The following is a 20,016-nucleotide window of genomic DNA, read 5'->3' as shown; positions in this document are numbered from 1 at the left end:
ACTCTCGAATAAAAATGAAAATTAAAGACTTTGCGGGTAGGAGCCGAGCACCTTGAAGAAGGCGGCATTGTCCTTCAGTTCGTCGAGGGCGCGGGCTACGGCGGCATCGTGCACATGGCCCTCGATGTCGACGTAGAAGTAGTACTCCCAGGTGCCGATGCGCGCCGGGCGCGATTCGAAGCGCGTCATCGACACCGCGTGCTTGGCGAGCGGCGCCAGCAGGTTGTAGACGGCGCCGGCCTTGTTCGGCACGGCCAGCACGATGGAGGTATGGTCGCGGCCGGACGGGCCGGTTTCCAGGCTGCCGATCACGGCGAAGCGGGTGCGGTTGTGCGGGTCGTCCTGGATGTGGGCCTGCACCACGCCAAGGCTGTACCGCTCGCCCGCCATCTCGCTGGCGATCGCCGCCACGCTCGGGTCCTGGCTGGCCAGGATCGCCGCTTCCGCATTGGAGGCGACCGCGCGGCGCTCGATGTCCGGATGGTGCAGATTGAGCCACACCTGGCACTGGGCCAGCGCCTGCGAATGGGCGCACACGACGGTCACGCCCTCCATGCTGCCGGTTCTGGTCATCAGGCTATGGTGGACCGGGATCGAGATCTCGCCGCTGATGACGGTGGTGGTGGCCAGCATCAGGTCGAGGGTGCGATTGATTGCGCCCTCGGACGAGTTCTCGACCGGCACCACGCCGAAGTCGGCGGTGCCGGCCTCGGTGGCGCGGAACACCTCGTCGATCGACACGCAGGGCAGCGTCTCGATGGCGCTGCCGAACTGCTGGAACACGGCCTGCTCGCTGAAGGTGCCCGACGGCCCCAGGTAGGCGACCGTCACGCGCTTTTCCAGCGCGCGGCAGGAGGACATGATCTCGCGGAAGATGGTCTGGACGTCGCGGTCCTTCAGCGGGCCGGGATTGCGCTCGGCCACGCCGCGCAGCACCTGGGCTTCGCGTTCGGGACGGAACACCGGGGCGTTGGTCTCGGCCTTCACGTGGCCGACCTGCTGGGCGATCTGGCCGCGCCGGCTCAGGAGTTCCAGGATTTGCGCGTCGATCGCGTCGATCTGTTCGCGCAAGGGAGTGAGTTTGTCATTCATCGTAAGCTCGTATTATTCCGTAGGGTGGGCGGGGTAATTTCGGGCAATGCACGGAATTACGAACGCCCACGCGGTCAACGGACCGTGAACGAGACGCATATTTCGCGTATCACCGCGTGGGCGGCAAAGCCGCCCACCCTACGAACAGCGGGACTCTCTGATTACCGGCCCGCGAATTCGTTCAAATAATCGACGAGGGCCTGCACACCCTCGAGCGGCATCGCGTTGTAGATCGATGCCCGCATGCCGCCGACGGACTTGTGGCCCTTCAGTTGCAGCAGCCCGCGCTCCTTCGCGCCGGCCAGGAATTTGTCGTTCAGGGATTCGTCGCGCAGGAAGAACGGTACGTTCATGCGCGAGCGGTATTCGGGCGCGACGCGGTTCTGGTAGAAGTCGTCGGCGTCCAGCGCCTCGTACAGCAGGCGCGCTTTTTCAATATTACGCTGTTCCATCGCCTCCACGCCACCCTGGCGTTTGAGGTGGGCAAACACCAGGCCCGCGATGTAGATCGCGTAGGTGGGCGGCGTGTTGAACATGGAATCGTGCTCGGCCACGGTGCGCCAGTGGAAGGCCGAGGGGCAGATCGGCAACGCGTCGTCCAGCAGGTCGTCGCGCACGATCACCAGGGTCAGCCCGGCCGGGCCGATGTTCTTCTGGGCGCCGGCGAAGATCACGCCGTACTTCGACACGTCGATCTGGCGCGACAGGATGTGCGAGGACATGTCGGCCACGATCGGCACCTTCGGCCTGGAATCGGGCACGAAGTTGTATTCGACGCCGTCGATGGTCTCGTTGGTGCAGATGTGCAGGTAGGCCGCGTGCGAGGTGAGGTTCCAGGTGTCCTGCGGCGGCACGCCGGTGAAGCCGTCCGCCTCGCTCGAGGCGGCGACGTTGACGTGGGCGTAGCGCTTGGCTTCCTTGATCGATTTTCCCGACCACGAGCCGGTATGGATGAAATCGATCGTTGCCGGCTGCGGGCAGCAGCCGACCATGTTGAGCGGGATGATGGCGTTCTGGGCCAGTCCCCCGCCCTGCATGAACAGGATCTTGTAGTTGGCCGGCACCGCCAGCAGCTCGCGCAGGTCGCTTTCCGCCTGCCGGTAGATGGAAATGAATTCCGGACCGCGGTGGCTCATCTCCATCACCGACATGCCGCTGCCGTGCCAGTCGAGCATCTCGCTCGCCGCCTGCTGCAGCACTTCCTTCGGGAGGACGGCCGGGCCGGCCGAAAAATTGAATACCTGCGTGTGTTGCGCCATCCGGCGGTCCTTTCTATGCGCTTACGGTTTCTGTACGTCCTGGGCCATGTCCTGCATCAGCTTGGCGACGCGCGGCATCATCACGCGCTGCGCGGCTGCCATGCCCTCGGTCGCCAGCTTCGGCGTGAGCGTCATCATCTTGCGGCCCACCGGGCTCTGGTAGAACGCGGTCAGCTGCTTGATCTCGGCGACCGTGTAGTTGTTGGCGTACAGCGGCACCATTTCGTCGATCATCGCGTCGACCAGGGCCGGATCGTTGAAGATCTTCGCCAGCGACTGGGTCATGTGCGGCAGCGAGCGTTCGACCTTGGCCATGGCTTCCTGCTTCTGCTGCGCGTCGAGCTTGGGGTCGGCCTGGATCATGCCGCCCAGCTGCTGGCGCATCATGGCCGGCATGGCCTGCTGCATCTGCGCGTACATGGCGTTCATGTTCTTGCGCATTTCCATGGCATTGAACATGGCCTTGACGGCGGTGGCAGCCTGCGGGTCGACGCCTGGCGCGGCCAGCGCGAACGAAGGAAAGGCCGCGAAAGTGGCGGCGGCGGTCAGGGCAAGGACGAATTTTTTCATTGTTGTAGGTGTCTCGGGTTGCTGCGCCGGCCGGGCCGGCGCGAAAAAAAGGGCCGCGTCGACGCGGCCCTTCGGCTTATTCCGGCGCCTGTTCGAGCTCGACCTCTTCGAGGTCGGTTTCGACGACGCGCTGCAGGCCGGACAGCTTGGTGCCGTCCTCCACCGCGATCAGGGTCACGCCCTGGGTCGCGCGGCCCATCTCGCGGATCTCGGCCACGCGGGTACGGATCAGGACGCCGCCGGTGGTGATCAGCATGATCTCGTCGTTGGCGTCGACCAGGGTCGCCGCCACCACCTTGCCGTTGCGTTCGGACTGCTGGATCGCGATCATGCCCTTGGTGCCGCGGCCGTGGCGGGTGTACTCGGTGATGGGAGTACGCTTGCCATAGCCGTTCTCGGTGGCCGTGAGCACCGACTGCTGCTCGTTCTCGGCCACCAGCAGGGCGATCACGTTCTGGCCCTCTTCCAGGTTCATGCCGCGCACGCCGCGCGCGGTGCGGCCCATCGGACGCACGTCGTTCTCGTCGAAGCGCACGGCCTTGCCGCCGTCCGAGAACAGCATCACGTCGTGCTGGCCGTCGGTGAGCGCCGCGCCCACCAGAACGTCGCCGTCGTCGAGGTCGACCGCGATGATGCCGGCCTTGCGCGGGTTGCTGAAGTCCTTCAGCGGAGTCTTCTTGACGGTGCCCAGCGAGGTCGCCATGAACACGTAGTGGTCTTCCGGGAAGGTCCGGTTCTCGCCCGACAGCGGCAGGATCACGGTGATCTTCTCGCCGTCCTGCAGCGGGAACATGTTGACGATCGGTTTGCCGCGCGAGTTGCGCGAGCCCTGCGGCACTTCCCACACCTTCAGCCAGTACATCCGGCCGCGGTTCGAGAAGCACAGCATGTAGTCGTGGGTGTTGGCGATGAACAGCTGGTCGATCCAGTCCTCGTCCTTGGTCGCCATCGCCTGCTTGCCGCGGCCGCCGCGCTTCTGGGCGCGGTATTCGCCGATCGGCTGCGACTTCATGTAGCCCGTGTGCGAGAGCGTGACCACCATGTCCTGCGGGGTGATCAGGTCTTCGGTTTCCAGGTCGCTGGCGTTGTGTTCGATGGCCGAGCGGCGCTGGTCCTTGCCGTTTTCGGTGTAGTCCGACTTGATCTGCGCCATCTCGTCGCTGATGATGGTCGTGACGCGTTCCGGCTTGGCCAGGATGTCGAGCAGGTCGGCGATGTGGTCCATCACCTCCTTGTACTCGTTGATGATCTTGTCCTGCTCCAGGCCGGTCAGGCGCTGCAGGCGCATCTGCAGGATTTCCTGGGCCTGCTCGTCGGACAGCTTGTACAGGCCATCGAGCTGCATGCCGTAGTGCTTCGGCAGGTGCTCCGGACGGAAGGCCTCGATGCCGCCGGACGCCCCCATCTCGGTGCGGTTCAGCATTTCGCGCACCAGGGACGAATCCCAGGCGCGCTGCATCAGCTCGACCTTCGCGATCGGCGGCGTCGGCGCGGCCTTGATGATGGCGATGAAGTCGTCGATGTTGGCCAGCGCGACCGCCAGGCCTTCCAGCATGTGGCCGCGCTCGCGCGCCTTGCGCAGCTCGAACACGGTGCGGCGGGTGACCACTTCGCGGCGGTGCGACAGGAAGCACTCGAGCATCTGCTTGAGGTTCAGCAGCTTCGGCTGGCCGTTGACCAGCGCCACCATGTTCATGCCGAAGGTGTCCTGCAGCTGGGTCTGCTTGTACAGGTTGTTCAGCACCACTTCCGGCACTTCGCCGCGCTTCAGTTCGATGACCACGCGCATGCCCGACTTGTCGGACTCGTCGCGGATGTCGCTGATGCCTTCCAGCTTCTTGTCGCGCACGTTTTCGGCGATGCGCTCGAGCAGCGATTTCTTGTTTACCTGGTAGGGCAGCTCGTCGATGATGATCGCGACGCGGCCGCCGTCCTTGCCGTATTCCTCGAAGTGGGTCTTGGCGCGCATCACCACGCGGCCGCGGCCGGTGCGGTAACCGTCGCGCACGCCCGAGACGCCGTAGATGATGCCGGCGGTCGGGAAGTCCGGCGCCGGGATCAGCTCGATCAGTTCGTCGATGCTGCAGTCCGGGTTCTTCAGCAGGTGCTGGGCGCCGTTGATGACTTCCGACAGGTTGTGCGGCGGGATGTTGGTGGCCATGCCCACCGCGATGCCCGAGGAACCGTTGATGAGCAGGTTCGGGATCTTGGTCGGCAGGACGGTCGGCTCTTTTTCCTTGCCGTCGTAGTTCGGCTGGTAGTCGACGGTGTCCTTGTCGATGTCGGCCAGCAGTTCGCTGGCGATCTTGTCCAGGCGGCACTCGGTATAACGCATTGCGGCGGCGGAGTCGCCGTCGATCGAGCCGAAGTTGCCCTGGCCGTCGACCAGGGTGTAGCGCAGCGAGAAGTCCTGCGCCATGCGCACCAGCGTGTCGTAGATCGACGCGTCGCCGTGCGGGTGGTACTTACCCATGGTGTCGCCGACCACGCGCGCGCATTTCACGTACGGACGGTTGTGCGCGTAGTTACTCTCGTGCATCGAGTACAACACGCGGCGGTGCACCGGCTTGAGGCCGTCGCGCACGTCCGGCAGAGCACGGCCCACGATCACGCTCATCGCGTAATCGAGGTAGCTCTTGCGCATTTCTTCTTCTAAGGAAATGGGAACTGTTTCTTTTGCGAATTGATCCATTGGGCGGGTCGACTGCTTTCAGGCTAATGGTTATTGAGGGAATGTCGAGAAACCGTCGCGAGCGGCAGCAGCGTTGGCTGAGAAGCACAGCTGTACGAAAAGTACAGCGAGCATCGCAAGCCGACGATGCAACGCGTAGCGGGTTTATCGATGTTCCCTTGACTGCAACGGATGATTCTACCATGGGGCAGTTAGTGCTAGCACAATTCCGTTTTCCTGCCATGACAGTTCAACGATTGTCGAGGCCGGCCCAGCACGCTTGACCAAATGTTGCGCCCAAACAACGTTGATAAAAATATGCATCAAGTTTGATTTAGGTGCAGTCGTGCGTTTTTGGTGCATGTGGCAAAATGGACAGGAAATTAATTGATTGTTTCATAATGCGAAACTGGCTCCCTTCCCCGGACGTGTTAGTATCTTGACCATAACGCCCCGCTGAGTTTCGCAAGGCACTTATCCCCCGAAAGGAAAAAGAACATGAATAAACTGGCAACCCTCATGCTCGCTGCTTCGGCTGCGATCGCGGGCAATGTATACGCCCAAAGCGATGCACCGTATGCACCGCTGACCACGGACATCCAGGCGCGCACTCCCTACAGCGCCTATGTGCAGGACAGCCGCGGCGTGATCGCCCGCAATCCTTTCGGCCTGTGCTGGCGCACCGGTTACTGGACCCCGGCAGACGCGGTCCCGGGCTGCGACGCGCCGCTGTGCGTGCCGCCTGAAAAGCTGGAAAACGGCAAGTGCGTGGCCCCGCCGCCACCGCCGGTCGTCCAGGCTCCGGCGCCTGCCCCGGCACCGGCCCCGGCACCGGCTCCGGTCCCGACCTCGGAAAAAGTGTCCTACTCGGCTGACGCCTTCTTCGACTTCGACAAGGCCGTCCTGAAGCCAGCCGGCAAGGCGTCGCTCGACGAACTGGTCTCGAAACTGGGCGACATGAACCTGGAAGTCATCATCGCCGTCGGCCACACCGACTCGATCGGCACCGACGCCTACAACCAGAAGCTGTCGATCCGCCGTGCCGAAGCCGTCAAGGCCTACCTGAAGGGCAAGGGCGTGGAAGAGAACCGCATCTACACCGAAGGCAAGGGCGAGAAGCAGCCTGAAGCCGACAACAAGACCTCGAGCGGCCGCGCCAAGAACCGCCGCGTGGAAATCGAAGTCGTCGGTACCCGTACCGTCAACAAGTAATCCCTCGCGATTGCTTCAGGAAGACCCCGCCCTGGCGGGGTTTTTTTTCGTTTTTGGCGAATGCTAACGTTTGCGGCACACGACGAACCTGGATCCCCGCCTTCGCGGGGATGACGTCGCTTTAGAGTGCGAACACGAAACAGTAATCGAATCCTGCAACGCCAAGACCGTCGCACCCGCGCAGGCGGGTGCCCAATTTTTGCCGGCACACCCGTACATATTTTCCGTGCGGCAGCCCGTGAGCTTCATCATTTCCAGTATCATCCCGAGTATGAATACGAACGCAGACCCCTTAGAAATCCAGAAATTCAGCGAACTGGCCCACCGCTGGTGGGACCCGACGTCCGAATTCCGTCCGCTGCACGAAATCAATCCGCTGCGCCTCGAGTGGATCAATGCCCGCGCTCCGCTGCTGGGCAAGAAGGTGATCGACATCGGCTGCGGCGGCGGCGTGCTGTCCGAAGCCATGGCGCGCAAGGGCGCCAAGGTGACCGGCATCGACCTGTCGAAGAAGGCGCTGAAGGTCGCCGACCTGCACAGCCTCGAATCGGGCGTGGAAGTACGCTACAAGCACATCTCCGCCGAAGAAATGGCCGCTGAAGAAGCCGGCCAGTTCGACGTCGTCACCTGCATGGAAATGCTCGAGCACGTGCCGGATCCCGCCTCGATCGTGCAGGCGGCCGCCACCCTGGTGAAACCGGGCGGCCACGTGTTCTTCTCGACCCTCAACCGCAACCCCAAGTCCTACCTGTTCGCCGTCATCGGCGCGGAATACATCCTGCGCATGCTGCCGCGCGGCACCCACGACTACGCCAAGTTCATCACACCGGCCGAGCTGTCGCAGTTCGCACGGCTGGCAGGCCTGCAGGTCGACGGCCTGAAAGGCCTGACCTACAATCCGCTCACCAAGATCTACTCGCTCAACAACGACACCGATGTGAACTACATGGTGGCGTGCAGCAAGCCGCTCTGAACCTCGCCCTGATTTTTACATGACTCTCCCGACCATCCTGCCGGCACCGCGTGCCATCCTGTTCGACCTCGATGGCACGCTCGCCGACACCGCGCCCGACCTCGCGGCCGCCGTCAACTGGCTGCGCACCGAACGCGGCCTGCCGCCGACCCCGTACTCGGTGCTGCGCCCCACCGCGTCGGCCGGGGCGCGCGGCATGATCGGCGCCGCCTTCGGCCTGGCGCCGGGCGACGAGGGTTACGAGGAACTGCGCCTGCAATGGTTCGACCGCTACCAGGAAACCATGGCCGTGCACAGCTCGCTGTTCGGCGGCGTGACCGAACTGCTGGTCGGGATCGAGCAGGCCGGCATGGCCTGGGGCATCGTCACCAACAAGCCGGCGCGCTTCACCGATCCGCTCATCCCGCAGATCGGCCTGTCGCACGCCGGCTGCGTGGTCTCGGGCGACACCACCGGCTTCCCGAAGCCCCACCCTGCCCCGCTGCTCGAAGGCGCGCGCCGCCTGGGCGTGGATCCGGAGCACTGCTGGTACGTGGGCGACGACCAGCGCGACGTCGAGGCCGGCCGCGCCGCGGGCATGGTCACGGTGGCCTGCAACTGGGGCTATTGCGGCGCCATCGAACCCTCGACCTGGGGCGCCGACTACCTGCTCGACACCCCGACCGACCTGTTGCAGACCCTGCGCACCGTGGTCGAAGGCGCACGCGCGGCGGCGTCGGCCTGACGCCCCGTTCCCGAGCGGGCCGCCGGATCGCCGCAGCGGCTCGCTTACACATCTTTACGATTGATACAGGCTTCCGTCTAGTTCTGTGCCGGGCTCGCCGGTAATCTACTCCCATACGACAACACAACGTCTCAAACGGAGCAGAACATGGAAACCACCCGCCAGAATGTCATCACCTCGCGCATTCACCCCCTGATGGCCGCTGCCGCCGTGTCGGTCGTGATTGTCAGCCTGACCGGCGCCGCCGCGATCACCGGCCTGCTGCCGAACTCGAACAGCGCCCCCGACGTGCCCGCAAACCAGCTGGCAGCCGCTGCGCCATACGGCGCACAGGCGCCGATGCAGCAGAGCGCGCTTCAACAGCCGAACCTGGTGCCGGTGACCACCGCCCAGGGCCAGGTCGTGATGGTGCCGGCCGCCGCGGTCCAGGGCCAGGTCGCCGCCGCGCCGCTGTCGGCCACCCCGGTGACGCCGCAGCTGGCCAGCCAGCTGGCTGCCGGCCCCGCGCCGCAGATGGCCATGCCGGTCGCCGCAGCCCAGCCGGTCGCCTACCTGCAGCCGGCCGTCCAGCCGGCCCCGGCACCGGAGCGCGTCGTGGTCAAGGAAGTGATCCGCGAAAAGCCGGTAGTGAAGGTGGTCGAGAAGACCCGTGTGGTGCACGCCAAGCCGAGCGAGCCGCGCTACTACCCGCAGCCGGCACCGGCACCGGCGCCTGCCCAACCCAACTACGTGGGCATCGGCACCGGCGCCGTGATCGGCGGCCTGATCGGCAACCAGATCGGCGGCGGCAACGGCAAGAAGCTGGCTACCGTGGCCGGCATCATCGGCGGCGGCATGATCGGCAACGAGATCGCCAACCGCAACCGTTAAGCAAGCTCCAGGGCGGCCTCCTCGGGACGCCGCCCTGCTCTAGAGGGCCGCAGGTATTCAGCCTGCGGTTTTCTTTTGAAACATGCAGATGGCGATGCCACTTGACGTTAAGCGGGCTCTAAGCTATCAGGCTGCACGTAGTGACGAATTGGAGTACAATCGAAGTTCTTTCGTTGGGGGCGACCTGGTTTCGACGTGGGTTGCAAAGCAGCGCAGGGCATACCGAGGACTGGTTACCTCGTAAATACATCCAGAAATCAATAACTGCAAACGATAACTCGTACGCACTCGCAGCTTAATTGCTGCTAGGTCCACAACACCTCGCCCCTGGGGTGTGTCGCAAGACTCGTGGACTCATTTACAGGGGCTCGCAGTAGGCCGGGTCACTTGGTCGACTGTTAAACAATAGGTGACTCGCCTGTCCAAAGGGTGCACATCCCCGTTGTCCAGGTTAAATTAATTGATAGTGCTAAGTATGTAGAACTGTCTGTAGAGTGCTTGCGGACGCGGGTTCGATTCCCGCCGCCTCCACCAACCTCTTCCAAAAAGCCGCTGATTCGTCAGCGGCTTTTTCTTTTCCGCTCTCGCTTGATCACAAGCCGAAATAACGGCTGCGGGCTACCCCATCCGCAGTAAATTCCTCACCACGCACCTCACTGGTTCTACACCCTTTGTGCGTGTGCGAGCCACGCCGCAGTGACCACTGCTGAGTTGCCCGAACAAATGCTTATTACGCTAAGTCATCCGTATTACTTCGATACCGGACCACAATGATCAATTCCATGTCGATCCGGAGGGTAGATGAAGGCGTATCGGTTACTTGACATCTTGCGGTGGGGTTATCAGGTTGATTCGGCTGTGATTTGCATTCTCTTCCTTATGGCTGGGCTCTACCCAGCCCGTGCAATGGCAGCCGAATCGAAACCTATCGCGTTACACGCTACTGAAGAATCGTTTCAGCAATTTATCGCTTCTCTCCGGGTCGCCGCTCAGAAGAAGAACGCGCAAGCCGTGTATGTACTACTGGCTCCTAATTATTACATCGCCCGAGACTTCGGCGGATCGTTCGACCCAGCGGCGTCGCCCATCCAGAATTTCAGCACCAGCTTCCAATTTGACAACGCTAGACTGCGAGAGGAATACAAGGACCACGGTTGGAAAGAATTCCGGGAAATGGTCTCTGGACGGAATTTCGAGAGAAAGCGCGACGGTCAGCTTTGCACTCCACACGGGGCGCTGGACAAGAAACCGTTTCCGCACTCGCAGCTGTGCTTTCGCAAGTTTAGTAAGGGCTGGAGAATTCAAGGACACATCAACGGCGGGGATTGAGCGTTGACGGCTCGTTCGATCGAAACGCCTGCATTGCAGGCGTCTGCCTGTCTCGCCCATGGACGGGTCAGGCCGCTGCCCTGCCCCGCCCACGCTACAGCGCCCTACTGTGAATAATCAAGCGGCAAGTAAATACATCATCACTGCTGCAGACTCCTACTACGACGTCGGTCCCGGATCCATCCCCGCCTGCTGAATCACCATCAACTCCTTCATCAGCGCCTCATTGAACGCCGGAATATCATCCGGCTTGCGGCTCGTGATCAGCTTGCCGTCCACCACCACCTCGTCGTCCGTCCACTCCGCCCCCGCCGCTTTCAGGTCGTCCTGGATGGCCGGATAGCTGGTCAGGTGCTTGGACTCCGCAATCCCCGCCTCGATCAGCGGCCACGGCCCGTGGCAGATCGCCGCGATCGTCTTGTCCGCGTCATCGAAGGCCTTGATGAAGGCGATCGCCTCCGGTATCTGGCGCAGCTTCTTCGGATTCTCTTCCCCGCCCGGCAGCAGCAGCGCATCGAAGTCCGCTTCCCTGGCCTGCGACAGGCTCAGTTCCACCTTGAACCTGTCGCCCGGCTGGTCGTGGTTCATGCCCTGCACTTCCTCGCCCGCGCCCTTGGGCGACACGAGCGTCACGCGCACGCCCTTCTGCTCCAGGAAACGGCGCGGCTCCGTGTACTCGACCTGCTCGACGCCATCGGTCATCAGGACCGCCACGCGCCTGCCGACCAGGTCCTCCTCGCTCACCAGGTCCAGGTGATCGCCCGCATTCACAATATTTTCCATATATACCCTCCTGTCTGCTTGGTTCGCTAGTCAAGCCGATTGTAGGACGGCCCCCTGGCAAACGTCGCGCGGATGACCGGCACCTGCACCTCGCTCTGTGCAACTGCATGAGTTCGGCAAGCGGTGGAACTTGGGCACCGGCCTGCGCCGGTGCGACGGTCTCATGGCCAGCGAACAAGCATGTGTCAGGTGCTAGGGCAGCAGGTAGCAGACGTCCGCGCGGTCGCGCCGGTCCGGGCGCGTGCACAGGAAACCGTCCAGCCCGAGCCGGACCGTGCCGTCCAGGCTGGCGCCGTCGACCTCCTCGCCGCGCAGGATCACCTGCAGCTCGCGATACGGTACGTCGATGGCGAAGCGGTCGAGCAGCGCGGCCAGCGCCCGGGCCCCGCCCGCGCCCGGCAGGAAGCGTTCGAACATGCGCGAAGACAGCGGCCCCACCTTGATGCGGATGCCGAGCTCCGGCCGCAGCAGGCGCTCGCCCAGGGTGGCGCCGAAGCCGACGTCGCAGTTGTTTTCCCCCAGGCGGCTGCGCTCGCCCGTGCCGAGCGGATCCCACTTGCCGGCGAACTGCTCGACCGTGACCGGCACCTGCAGGTACTCGGACAGCACGCCGGCGATCAGGTGCCCCGGCACCACCCGGCTGCGCAGCTGGGCGGCGAAGTAGGCCAGGCTTTCGAATGCCAGGCCGCCTCCGGGCTGGCCCGGCCCCGGCCCCTGCCACCCCGCGCCCGCCAGCGCCACCAGCTGGGCCAGGAAGCGATCACGGTTGTGCTCGTCCGCCCCGCCGCGCACCCGGTACTTGCGCCAGGCGCGGTAGAACAGCGCCACCTGGCGGCTGGAAAAGGCGTCGTAGAAGGCGCGCGGGCCTTCGTCGCGAGTCGCATGCTCCCAGGCGGCGATGCGCTCGGTGTAGTGCAGCGGCAGCGCGCCGTTCAGGCCGAGCAGGCCCATCACCGCCGTGCGCACGTGCAGGCGCATCGTGCCCGCGCCGCCCGGGCCCTGCCCCTGCTCGAGCTGCAGCGCATCGATGTCGCTCGCCGGGAAGGCCAGCGACAGGCTGTTCTCGAAGCGGATCGCGGTCTCCGGCGCCACGCCGTAGCGGCGCAGCCAGCGCGACAGCAGGCGGATGGCCTGGAAGAATTCGTAGCGCCAGGGCTCGGCCAGCAACTCGGTGATCACGGCGCGATCACACCAGCGTCAGGTTGCCGTTGCGCGGTTCGCAACGCAGGAGCTCGCGGTCGGTCTGCGCCGAGCGCAGCACCAGCCGCGTGAAACTGTTGATGTGGACGTACAGGCCGAAGAAGCGGTTCACCACTTCCGCGAACACATACAGGCTGCTGCCGGCGAAGGCTTCCTCGTCCACCGTCATGCGCACTTCCAGCCCGTGGACCAGCGTGGCCCCGCCCGGGTTGCGCAGCCAGGCCGTGGACGGCAGGGTCTCCATGGCCGTGATGCCGGCGATCTGGCGCTGCGTCGCCGCCGAGCGCGACACGTCGTACAGGGTCAGCACTTCGCGGAAGGCGTCGAGGTCGCCCAGCGAGCGGTGGTTGAGCGCGAGCTGGGCCACCAGGCGCCAGTGCGCGCCGCCCGACGAGGGAAAACGATGCGGCAGCGTCGGCCGGCGCAGCAGGTGGATCGGCAGTCCGCCGGTCGCGGTTTCGCTGGTCAGGTCGCCGTCCGGTGCTCCGAATCCGGTAGTGGCCGCATGCATGCCGTTGGTGCAGGTCAGGTCGATCGAGGCCACGCATTGCTCGTCCGGCGCCAGGGTGAAACCGGCATCGGTGAAGCCGATCTTCATGCGCTGCCGGTGCATGCCGCGGTCGTCGCGGCGGGCGAACCAGTAGCGCTCGCGCAGCTCGCCGCCCTCGCCGTGCCGCAGCCCATAATAGGGCCGGTAGGAGATCGACTGCACCCTGCCCTCCGCCGTGCGCAGCACGTTGACGCTGTCGATGCTGTAGACCTCCACGTCTTCTTCGTGGCGTCCCGGCACCACGTCGTACATGGCGGTGCGGTGCGTGATCCGCACCGGCATCGCGGCCTGGTGGAACAGGTTGACCACTGGCGCGCAGCCGGGCACCAGGTGCGCCGCCTCCAGCGTCCCGAGCAGGCGGACGGCGCCGCTGTCGCCGTGCAGGCCGTTCACGATCAGGTGCAGGGTGAAGCGGTGCGCGGCGGCCGGCAGCATCGGCGCCAGCTTGCCCAAGTCGATGTCGATGAACTGGAATTTGTCGGGGAAGGCGAAGTATTCGCTCAACAGGCGGTAGGCGGCGTGCTCGCTCGGGCGCAGCGGCACCAGCGCATCGTCGTCGCCGAAGCCGCCCAGGGCCAGCGGCATGCGCTCGATCTGGCGCCACGGTCCGCCGTCGCCGATCTCGAGATAGCTGGCGCCGACGTGCATGAACAGCGTGTCGATCAGGCTTGCCGCCAGCAGCGGATCGGCATCGACGTACAGGCGCAGGCGCGGCAGGCCGAGCTGGCGCAGCAGGCGCGCCGGCACGGCGCTCTCGATCGTGAGCGCCACCTGCCCGGTGGCGCGCGCCGGCAGCCGCACGTGGGCCGGCGCGTGCACCACCGGCTTGTAGCGTGCCCGCGCGACGCCGACCGGCGCCAGCATCAGGGAACCGGCGGTACGGAAGCGGCACACCGTGCCCTTGGCGTGCAGCGCGCTCATCTCGGTTCCGCGCGGCACCGTCTCTACCCGCTCGAGCTTGCCGGATACCTGTACCCCGGATCCGTTGCCGATGCGCGCGATCGAGCACGAAGGAATTCCCTGCAGGAAGTAGGGATAGAGGCTGCCCAGCAGCGCCTCGGTGAACTCGGGATAGTCGTCGTCGAGCTTGCGGGCGGTGCGCGCATTGAGCAGGGCGCAGGCCTGGATCAGGCGGCGGATGTGCGGATCCTCGAGGCCCTCGGCGCCCAGGCCGAGCTCGCTCGCCAGACGGGGATACTGGTGCGCCAGCTCGCGCCCGACCGTGTTCAGGTAGACCAGTTCACGCTCGTAGTACGGCAACAGTTCTTCCATCGCACTCTCCTCTCGAAGAGCTAAAGGTCATGCAGTTTTGCGCACTAGACCTTGCGGCGGCGCAAGAACAGATGAGCAACTACACGGGAAGCGGCAGGCTAGTCCTTTCGACAGTAGAATGGCGGGCTTTCCAGCATCGCCAGATCGACCATGACCAGTACCGCTTCCCCGTCCAGCACCACCTCCCCGGTCCGCACCGAGGTCTCCACACTGTGGCGCCTGTCCTGGCCGATGCTGGTCGGCCAGCTGGCCACCGTGGGCATGGGCGTGGCCGACGTGGCGATGACCGGCCACGTCAGCGCCGAGGAGCTGGCCGCGGTCTCGCTCGGCACCTCGGTGTGGTCGATCGTGCTGGTCACCGTGATGGGCACCATGATGGCGATCAACACCGTCGTCGCCCACGAGATCGGCGCGGCGCGCTACGACCAGGTGCCGCATTCGGTGCGCCAGGCGCTGTGGAAGGGCTTGCTGGTCGGCCTGGTCGCCATGCTGTTTGCCAACCTGTGTACCTTGCTGTTCGATCATGTCGGGCTCGAACAGCACGTTGCGGACCGCGCTGCCATGTACTTGCACGTCGTCAGTATCGGCATGCCCGCCTTCGCCTGTTTCCGTGCCCTGTACGGCTACAGCACCAGCATCAACCAGACCAAGCCGATCATGTGGATCGCCATCATTGGTTTCGTCTTCAACGTCTTCGGTAACTGGGTACTGGTGTATGGCAAGCTGGGCTTCCCTCAGCTTGGAGCGGTCGGCTGCGCGGTTGCGACCGCCGCCGGCATCTGGTTGATGCTGGGCGCCATGGTCCTCTGGATCAAGCATGCCCCGGCGTATCGCATGACGTATCCGTTTACCGGCTGGGAAGGCCCGGACTGGCAAGCCATCGGTTCCATGCTGCGCCTCGGCCTGCCGATCGGCGTCACCTATTTCGCCGAGGTCAGCGCTTTCGGCCTGATCAGCCTGCTGGTGGCGCGCTTCGGCGTGGTGGCGGTGTCCGCGCACCAGGTGGCGCTGAATTTCTCCTCGCTGGTGTTCATGGTGCCGCTGAGCTTCGCGATCGGCATGATGACCCGGGTCGGCCAGGCCATGGGCGAAGGCAATCCGGAGCGGGCGCGTTTCGTGGGCTGGGTCGGGGTCGGCATGTCGGTGGCGTTCGGCGCCCTGTCGGCGCTGTTCATCGCCGTCTTCCGCTGGGAAATCGCGGCCGCCTATACCTCCGACCCGGCGGTGCAAGCCGCCTGCGCCAACCTGCTGCTGTTCGCGGCGCTGTTCCAGCTGTCCGATGCGACCCAGGTCGCCACCGCCTCGGCGATCCGCGGCTACCAGGTGACGCGCCGGCCGATGATCATTCAGCTGCTGGCCTTCTGGGGCGTGTCGCTGCCGCTCGGCTGCATCCTGGGCCTGGCGCCAGGGTGGTTCCCGTGGACGCCTGCCGCGCCGATGTCGACCACCGGTTTCTGGATCGGCCTGGTGGTGGCGCTGACGGTGGCGGCGGTGCTGCTGACCTGGTCCTTCGAGAAGCTGGCGCGCCAGCGCATCCGCGATGGTGCGGCAGACCGCCGCGCGAACCAGCCGCTGGCAGCGACGTAATTACAGCTTTTGAGGGCCGACTCTGGTATCGTTCCGCAGTTGTCGCAAATTAACTTATACCAGAGACATTTCAATGCGCCCTCTCCTGCTCCTTATGGCCGCCCTGGCGGCCGCTCCCGCTTCGGCCGAACGCCTGACGCTGGACCGCATCTACGGCGATCCGGCCCTGGCCGGCGCCAGCGTGAAGACCCTGCGCGTCTCGCCGGACGGCGAACGCGTGACCTTCCTGCGCGGCCGTGCCGACAACCAGTACCAGCAGGACCTGTGGGAATACAACATGAAGACCAAGAGCACCCAGCGCCTGGTCGATTCCAAGCGCCTGGTGCCGAACGAGGAGCTCTCGCTCGAGGAAAAGGCGCGCCGCGAGCGCGCCCGTACCGCCGGCCTGTCGGGCATCATCAATTATTACTGGTCGCCGGACGGCAAGCAGCTGCTGGTGCCGATCGGCGGCGACCTGTTCCTGATCGACGCCGCCAAGCCTGACGCGCCGCGCAAGGTCGCCTCGGGCAACGTGACCGATCCGAAGATTTCGCCGAAGGGCCGCTACGTCTCCTTCGTGCGCGACCAGAACCTGGTCGTGATCGACCTGCAAACCGGCGCCGAGCGCCAGCTGACCACCGATGGCAAGGGCACCATCCACAATGGCGAGGCCGAGTTCGTCGCGCAGGAAGAGATGGACCAGCACACCGGCTACTACTGGGCGCCGGACGATTCCGCGATCGCCTACCGCCGCTACGACGAAGCGCCGGTGCCGGTGGCGCGCCGCTTCGAGATCTTCGCCGACCGCACCGAAGTGATCGACCAGCACTACCCGGCCGCGGGCGATCCGAACGTGCTGATCGAGCTGATGATCGTCAATCCGGCCACCGGCCAGCAGCGCAAGGTGGACCTGGGCGCCGAGAAAGACATCTACCTGGTGCGCGCCGACTTCAGCGCCGACGCCAAGACCCTGGTCTACCAGCGCCAGTCGCGCGACCAGAAGCGCCTCGACCTGATCGCCGTCGACGTCGACACCCTGGCCCAGCGCCCGCTGCTCACCGAAACCTCGAAAACCTGGGTCGAGATCCACAACGACCTGCGCTTCCTGAAGAACAAGAAGGCCTTCATCTGGGCGTCCGAGCGCAGCGGCCGCAAGCACCTCTACCTGTATGGCCTGGACGGCAAGCTGCAGTATCCGCTGTCGAAGGGCGAATGGGGCGTGGACAGCGTCCTGGCGGTGGATGAGGCCGGCGGGCGCGTCTACATCTCGTCGAGCAAGGACGCGATGATCGACAAGCAGACCTACGCGCTCAAGCTGGACGGCAGCAATGCCGCCAACCCGGTGCGCATCACGGCCGGCGACGGCTGGCATGAGGCGGCGTTCGCAGGCAACGGCAAGATTTTCGTGGACACCTACTCGAACCCGACCACGCCGCCGCAGGTGTCGATCCGCCGCGCCGACGGCACGATGGTGGAATGGCTGGAGAAGAACGAGCTGAACGCCAACCACCCGTACGCCAAGTACCTGCCGGACCACCTGCCGACCGAGTACGGCACGATGAAGGCCAAGGATGGCCAGACGCTGCACTACTCGATCATCAAACCGGCCAATTTCGACCCGGCCAAGCGCTACCCGGTGTTCCTGTTCACCTACGGTGGCCCGCACTCGCAGCGTGTGACCCGCGCCTGGGGCAACTACTTTGACCAGTACATGGCGCAGCAGGGCTTCGTCGTGTTCCGCCTCGACAACCGCGGCTCGGGCCGCCGCGAGCGCGTCTTCACCGACGCCCTCTACGGCAACCTCGGTTCGGTCGAAGTCGAAGACCAGATCACCGGCATCGACTGGCTGGCCCAGCAGAGTTTCGTCGATCCGAAGCGCATCGGCGTGTTCGGCTGGAGCTACGGCGGCTTCATGACCCTGCGCCTGCTGTCGGCGGCGTCGGACAAGATCGCGATGGGCGTGTCGGTGGCTCCGGTGACGGACTGGGCGCTGTACGACACCCACTACACCGAGCGCTACGTGGGCGGCACGCCGAAGTCGGATCCGAAGGCCTACGAGCGCAGCGGCGTGTTCGCGCACCTGGACGGCATGAAGTCGCCCCTGCTCCTGATCCACGGCATGGCCGACGACAACGTGCTGTTCACCAACACCACGCGCCTGATCGACAAGCTGGTCAAGCGTAACGTGCAGTTCGACCTGATGACCTATCCGGGCGCCAAGCACGGCATCTCGGGCAAGGTCAACCAGCGTCACGTGTATGGGATGATCGAGGCCTTCTTCAAGAAGAACCTGGGTGGGACGGCGGCGAAGTAAACCGGTTTCCGTCTTGTGACATCAGCCGCCTGAGGGCGGCTGTTTCATGTCAGCGCCTCAGAACGACAACAGCCGCACACGGGCGGCTGTTTGTGAACGTGAAAGCTGATTAGTGCGGGCGGCGTGCGACGTCGTCCAGCTTCTCTTCCACTTTTTCCTGTGCATCGCCCATCGTCTTCTGGGTCTTGCCTTCGACCTTGGTTGCCTTGCCCTTGGCTTCCTGCGTCGGGCTGTCGATCGCATCACCGAATTCTTCCTGGATCTTGCCGCCGATTTCTTTCAGTTTACCTTCAACTTGGTTTTTGTTGATCATGGTCTTCTCCTTGAGTTGACATGTCCGGATGGCCATGCATGGGTCCAGAATACGGCAGCGTCGGCAGTGCTTCTGTTCGTGTGCGCACATTGCACAAATGTCAGCATTTGCGCGACATCGTAACATTGACAATGCTAATCTTTTGTCAACACGACCATGCCGCTCGAAAGGCTGATGCCATGACCGAACAACACCAGGAACATGCTTCCGACCCGCCGCAAACACAGCGCCGCCTCGCCAAGCGCGTGACGATCATCAATGGCCTGGCCATCCTGTTCATCGCGCTCGCGGCCGCCGTCGTACTGGCCGCCGATGCCCTGCTGCTGGTCTTTGCCTGCATCCTGTGCGCCATCCTGCTCTACAAGCTCAGCGAGATCATGGCGCGGCGCTTGCACATCGAGCGCAAATGGGCGCTGACCATCGTGGTGCTGGTGCTGGCGGCCATCGTCGGCCTCGGCAGCTGGGCCATGGCGCCGCAGATCTCCGAGCAGTCGAGCAAGCTGGCAAAAGAAATCCCGGCCGCCGTCGAGCGGTTGCAAACTGCGGTGCAGCAGCATCCGCTGCTCAAGCGTGTCGCCAGCGAACTGCCGCCGCCGGAACAGATCGTCAAGCAGATGGGCAATATGGTGCCCAACGCCGGGCTGTTCTTCGGCGGCGTGCTGGGCGCCATCGGCAACGTGGTCATCATCATTTTCGTCGGCATCTACTTTGCCGCATCGCCGCAGCTGTACACGAATGGCGCCATCCGTCTCGTGCCGCAAAGCAAACGTCCGCGTGCCCGCGAAGTGCAGCAGGAGCTCGGGAACACGCTGGCAAGCTGGCTGCTGGGCAAGGCCGCTTCGATGCTGATCGTCGGCATCGCGACCTCGATCGGCCTGTCCATGCTGGGCGTGCCGCTGGCGCTGATCCTGGGCATCATCGCCGGCCTGCTCGACTTCATCCCCTACCTGGGCCCCATCATGGCCGGCATACCGGCGGTACTGCTTGCGCTGTCGATCAGCCCGGAGCTGGCGCTGTACACGGTGCTGCTGTTCGTCGGCATCCAGCTGGTCGAAGGCTATGTGCTGCAGCCGCTGATCGAAGCCCGGGCGGTGGACTTGCCACCGGCCCTGGTCGTGGTGATGCAACTGGTCTTCGGCACCCTGTTCGGCTTCGCCGGGGTGGCGCTGGCGACGCCGCTGGCGGCCGGGCTGGCGGTGCTGGTCAAGATGCTCTACGTCGAAGACGTGCTGGGCGACCGCCCGGCGCAAAAGCGAAGTTGAAAACACCAGGGGTCAGGTCTGACATTCGGACACGAACTCGAGCATTAGTATTGCTC

General features: G+C 64.5%; 16 protein-coding genes and 1 other RNA gene. 9 read left to right on the top strand and 8 right to left on the bottom strand.

The window, feature by feature from the left end:
* Nucleotides 1-21 precede the first annotated feature (21 nt).
* From pheA to gyrA, 4 genes are all read right to left on the bottom strand, one after another.
* On the bottom strand, nt 22-1,092 hold the full coding sequence (pheA, locus tag ACK4S9_RS07225) for a prephenate dehydratase (protein WP_409723490.1): 1,071 nt from the start codon (nt 1,090-1,092) through the stop codon (nt 22-24).
* Between the two features lie 161 nt (nt 1,093-1,253).
* Nucleotides 1,254-2,351: a 3-phosphoserine/phosphohydroxythreonine transaminase gene (serC, locus tag ACK4S9_RS07220; protein WP_409723487.1), complete on the bottom strand. Its 1,098-nt coding sequence runs from the start codon at nt 2,349-2,351 to the stop codon at nt 1,254-1,256.
* Nucleotides 2,352-2,372: 21 nt separating this feature from the next.
* Nucleotides 2,373-2,921 (bottom strand): DUF2059 domain-containing protein, encoded by a 549-nt coding sequence (locus ACK4S9_RS07215; RefSeq protein ID WP_409723484.1) that lies wholly within the window; start codon nt 2,919-2,921, stop codon nt 2,373-2,375.
* A gap of 76 nt (nt 2,922-2,997) precedes the next feature.
* A complete protein-coding gene (gene gyrA / locus ACK4S9_RS07210) occupies nt 2,998-5,613 on the bottom strand; it encodes a DNA gyrase subunit A (protein ID WP_409723481.1) in 2,616 nt (871 codons plus the stop codon).
* A 477-nt stretch (nt 5,614-6,090) separates the two neighbouring features.
* Here gyrA and ompA point away from each other — a divergent pair, with 477 nt between their 5' ends.
* The 6 genes from ompA to ACK4S9_RS07180 all read left to right on the top strand — a co-directional run bounded on the left by ompA (nt 6,091) and on the right by ACK4S9_RS07180 (nt 10,700).
* Nucleotides 6,091-6,804 carry an outer membrane protein OmpA gene (ompA, locus tag ACK4S9_RS07205; protein WP_409723478.1) on the top strand — a complete coding sequence of 238 codons (714 nt, stop codon included), beginning with the start codon at nt 6,091-6,093 and terminating at the stop codon, nt 6,802-6,804.
* Between the two features lie 271 nt (nt 6,805-7,075).
* Nucleotides 7,076-7,777: a bifunctional 2-polyprenyl-6-hydroxyphenol methylase/3-demethylubiquinol 3-O-methyltransferase UbiG gene (gene ubiG, locus ACK4S9_RS07200; RefSeq protein WP_281913467.1), complete on the top strand. Its 702-nt coding sequence runs from the start codon at nt 7,076-7,078 to the stop codon at nt 7,775-7,777.
* A gap of 19 nt (nt 7,778-7,796) precedes the next feature.
* Nucleotides 7,797-8,501: an HAD family hydrolase gene (locus ACK4S9_RS07195; protein ID WP_409723475.1), complete on the top strand. Its 705-nt coding sequence runs from the start codon at nt 7,797-7,799 to the stop codon at nt 8,499-8,501.
* Between the two features lie 147 nt (nt 8,502-8,648).
* Nucleotides 8,649-9,371 carry a hypothetical protein gene (locus tag ACK4S9_RS07190; RefSeq protein WP_409723472.1) on the top strand — a complete coding sequence of 241 codons (723 nt, stop codon included), beginning with the start codon at nt 8,649-8,651 and terminating at the stop codon, nt 9,369-9,371.
* Between the two features lie 175 nt (nt 9,372-9,546).
* Nucleotides 9,547-9,905: a transfer-messenger RNA gene (ssrA, locus tag ACK4S9_RS07185) on the top strand.
* A 372-nt stretch (nt 9,906-10,277) separates the two neighbouring features.
* Nucleotides 10,278-10,700, top strand: a complete 423-nt coding sequence (locus ACK4S9_RS07180) for a hypothetical protein (protein WP_409723469.1) — start codon at nt 10,278-10,280, stop codon at nt 10,698-10,700.
* Nucleotides 10,701-10,859: 159 nt separating this feature from the next.
* Here the strand turns inward: ACK4S9_RS07180 and ACK4S9_RS07175 are convergent, their stop codons facing one another.
* The 3 genes from ACK4S9_RS07175 to tssF form a co-directional block, all read right to left on the bottom strand.
* Nucleotides 10,860-11,483, bottom strand: coding sequence for a type 1 glutamine amidotransferase domain-containing protein (locus ACK4S9_RS07175; RefSeq protein ID WP_409723466.1), 624 nt, complete (start codon nt 11,481-11,483; stop codon nt 10,860-10,862).
* A 192-nt stretch (nt 11,484-11,675) separates the two neighbouring features.
* Nucleotides 11,676-12,662, bottom strand: coding sequence for a type VI secretion system baseplate subunit TssG (tssG, locus tag ACK4S9_RS07170; RefSeq protein ID WP_409723463.1), 987 nt, complete (start codon nt 12,660-12,662; stop codon nt 11,676-11,678).
* A gap of 7 nt (nt 12,663-12,669) precedes the next feature.
* Nucleotides 12,670-14,505 (bottom strand): type VI secretion system baseplate subunit TssF, encoded by a 1,836-nt coding sequence (gene tssF, locus ACK4S9_RS07165; RefSeq protein WP_409723460.1) that lies wholly within the window; start codon nt 14,503-14,505, stop codon nt 12,670-12,672.
* 150 nt (nt 14,506-14,655) lie between these two features.
* On the opposite strand from tssF, the gene ACK4S9_RS07160 reads away from it, so the two are divergent.
* Both ACK4S9_RS07160 and ACK4S9_RS07155 read left to right on the top strand, forming a co-directional pair.
* Nucleotides 14,656-16,092, top strand: a complete 1,437-nt coding sequence (locus ACK4S9_RS07160; RefSeq protein ID WP_409723457.1) for an MATE family efflux transporter — start codon at nt 14,656-14,658, stop codon at nt 16,090-16,092.
* A 73-nt stretch (nt 16,093-16,165) separates the two neighbouring features.
* Nucleotides 16,166-18,385, top strand: a complete 2,220-nt coding sequence (locus ACK4S9_RS07155) for an alpha/beta fold hydrolase (RefSeq protein WP_409723454.1) — start codon at nt 16,166-16,168, stop codon at nt 18,383-18,385.
* Between the two features lie 109 nt (nt 18,386-18,494).
* On the opposite strand, the gene ACK4S9_RS07150 is transcribed toward ACK4S9_RS07155, so the two are convergent.
* The gene (locus ACK4S9_RS07150) at nt 18,495-18,698 is read right to left on the bottom strand and encodes a CsbD family protein (RefSeq protein ID WP_409723451.1); all 204 of its coding nucleotides are present in this window, start codon (nt 18,696-18,698) and stop codon (nt 18,495-18,497) included.
* Between the two features lie 179 nt (nt 18,699-18,877).
* Between ACK4S9_RS07150 and ACK4S9_RS07145 the strand changes: the two genes are divergently transcribed.
* Nucleotides 18,878-19,960, top strand: coding sequence for an AI-2E family transporter (locus ACK4S9_RS07145; protein ID WP_409723448.1), 1,083 nt, complete (start codon nt 18,878-18,880; stop codon nt 19,958-19,960).
* Nucleotides 19,961-20,016 lie beyond the last annotated feature (56 nt).

It is taken from the genome of Massilia sp. (assembly GCF_046293535.1).
Lineage (GTDB): Bacteria > Pseudomonadota > Gammaproteobacteria > Burkholderiales > Burkholderiaceae_D > Telluria.
The sequence above is the reverse complement of the archived record's forward strand: the minus strand, read 5'-3'. Positions and strand labels throughout refer to the sequence as shown.

Coding starts and splice junctions, on each gene's coding strand:
- pheA (WP_409723490.1), bottom strand. CDS start 1,092: ATGAATGACAAACTCACTCCCTTGCGCGAACAGATCGACGCGATCGAC.
- serC (WP_409723487.1), bottom strand. CDS start 2,351: ATGGCGCAACACACGCAGGTATTCAATTTTTCGGCCGGCCCGGCCGTC.
- ACK4S9_RS07215 (WP_409723484.1), bottom strand. CDS start 2,921: ATGAAAAAATTCGTCCTTGCCCTGACCGCCGCCGCCACTTTCGCGGCC.
- gyrA (WP_409723481.1), bottom strand. CDS start 5,613: ATGGATCAATTCGCAAAAGAAACAGTTCCCATTTCCTTAGAAGAAGAA.
- ompA (WP_409723478.1), top strand. CDS start 6,091: ATGAATAAACTGGCAACCCTCATGCTCGCTGCTTCGGCTGCGATCGCG.
- ubiG (WP_281913467.1), top strand. CDS start 7,076: ATGAATACGAACGCAGACCCCTTAGAAATCCAGAAATTCAGCGAACTG.
- ACK4S9_RS07195 (WP_409723475.1), top strand. CDS start 7,797: ATGACTCTCCCGACCATCCTGCCGGCACCGCGTGCCATCCTGTTCGAC.
- ACK4S9_RS07190 (WP_409723472.1), top strand. CDS start 8,649: ATGGAAACCACCCGCCAGAATGTCATCACCTCGCGCATTCACCCCCTG.
- ACK4S9_RS07180 (WP_409723469.1), top strand. CDS start 10,278: ATGGCAGCCGAATCGAAACCTATCGCGTTACACGCTACTGAAGAATCG.
- ACK4S9_RS07175 (WP_409723466.1), bottom strand. CDS start 11,483: ATGGAAAATATTGTGAATGCGGGCGATCACCTGGACCTGGTGAGCGAG.
- tssF (WP_409723460.1), bottom strand. CDS start 14,505: ATGGAAGAACTGTTGCCGTACTACGAGCGTGAACTGGTCTACCTGAAC.
- ACK4S9_RS07160 (WP_409723457.1), top strand. CDS start 14,656: ATGACCAGTACCGCTTCCCCGTCCAGCACCACCTCCCCGGTCCGCACC.
- ACK4S9_RS07155 (WP_409723454.1), top strand. CDS start 16,166: ATGCGCCCTCTCCTGCTCCTTATGGCCGCCCTGGCGGCCGCTCCCGCT.
- ACK4S9_RS07150 (WP_409723451.1), bottom strand. CDS start 18,698: ATGATCAACAAAAACCAAGTTGAAGGTAAACTGAAAGAAATCGGCGGC.
- ACK4S9_RS07145 (WP_409723448.1), top strand. CDS start 18,878: ATGACCGAACAACACCAGGAACATGCTTCCGACCCGCCGCAAACACAG.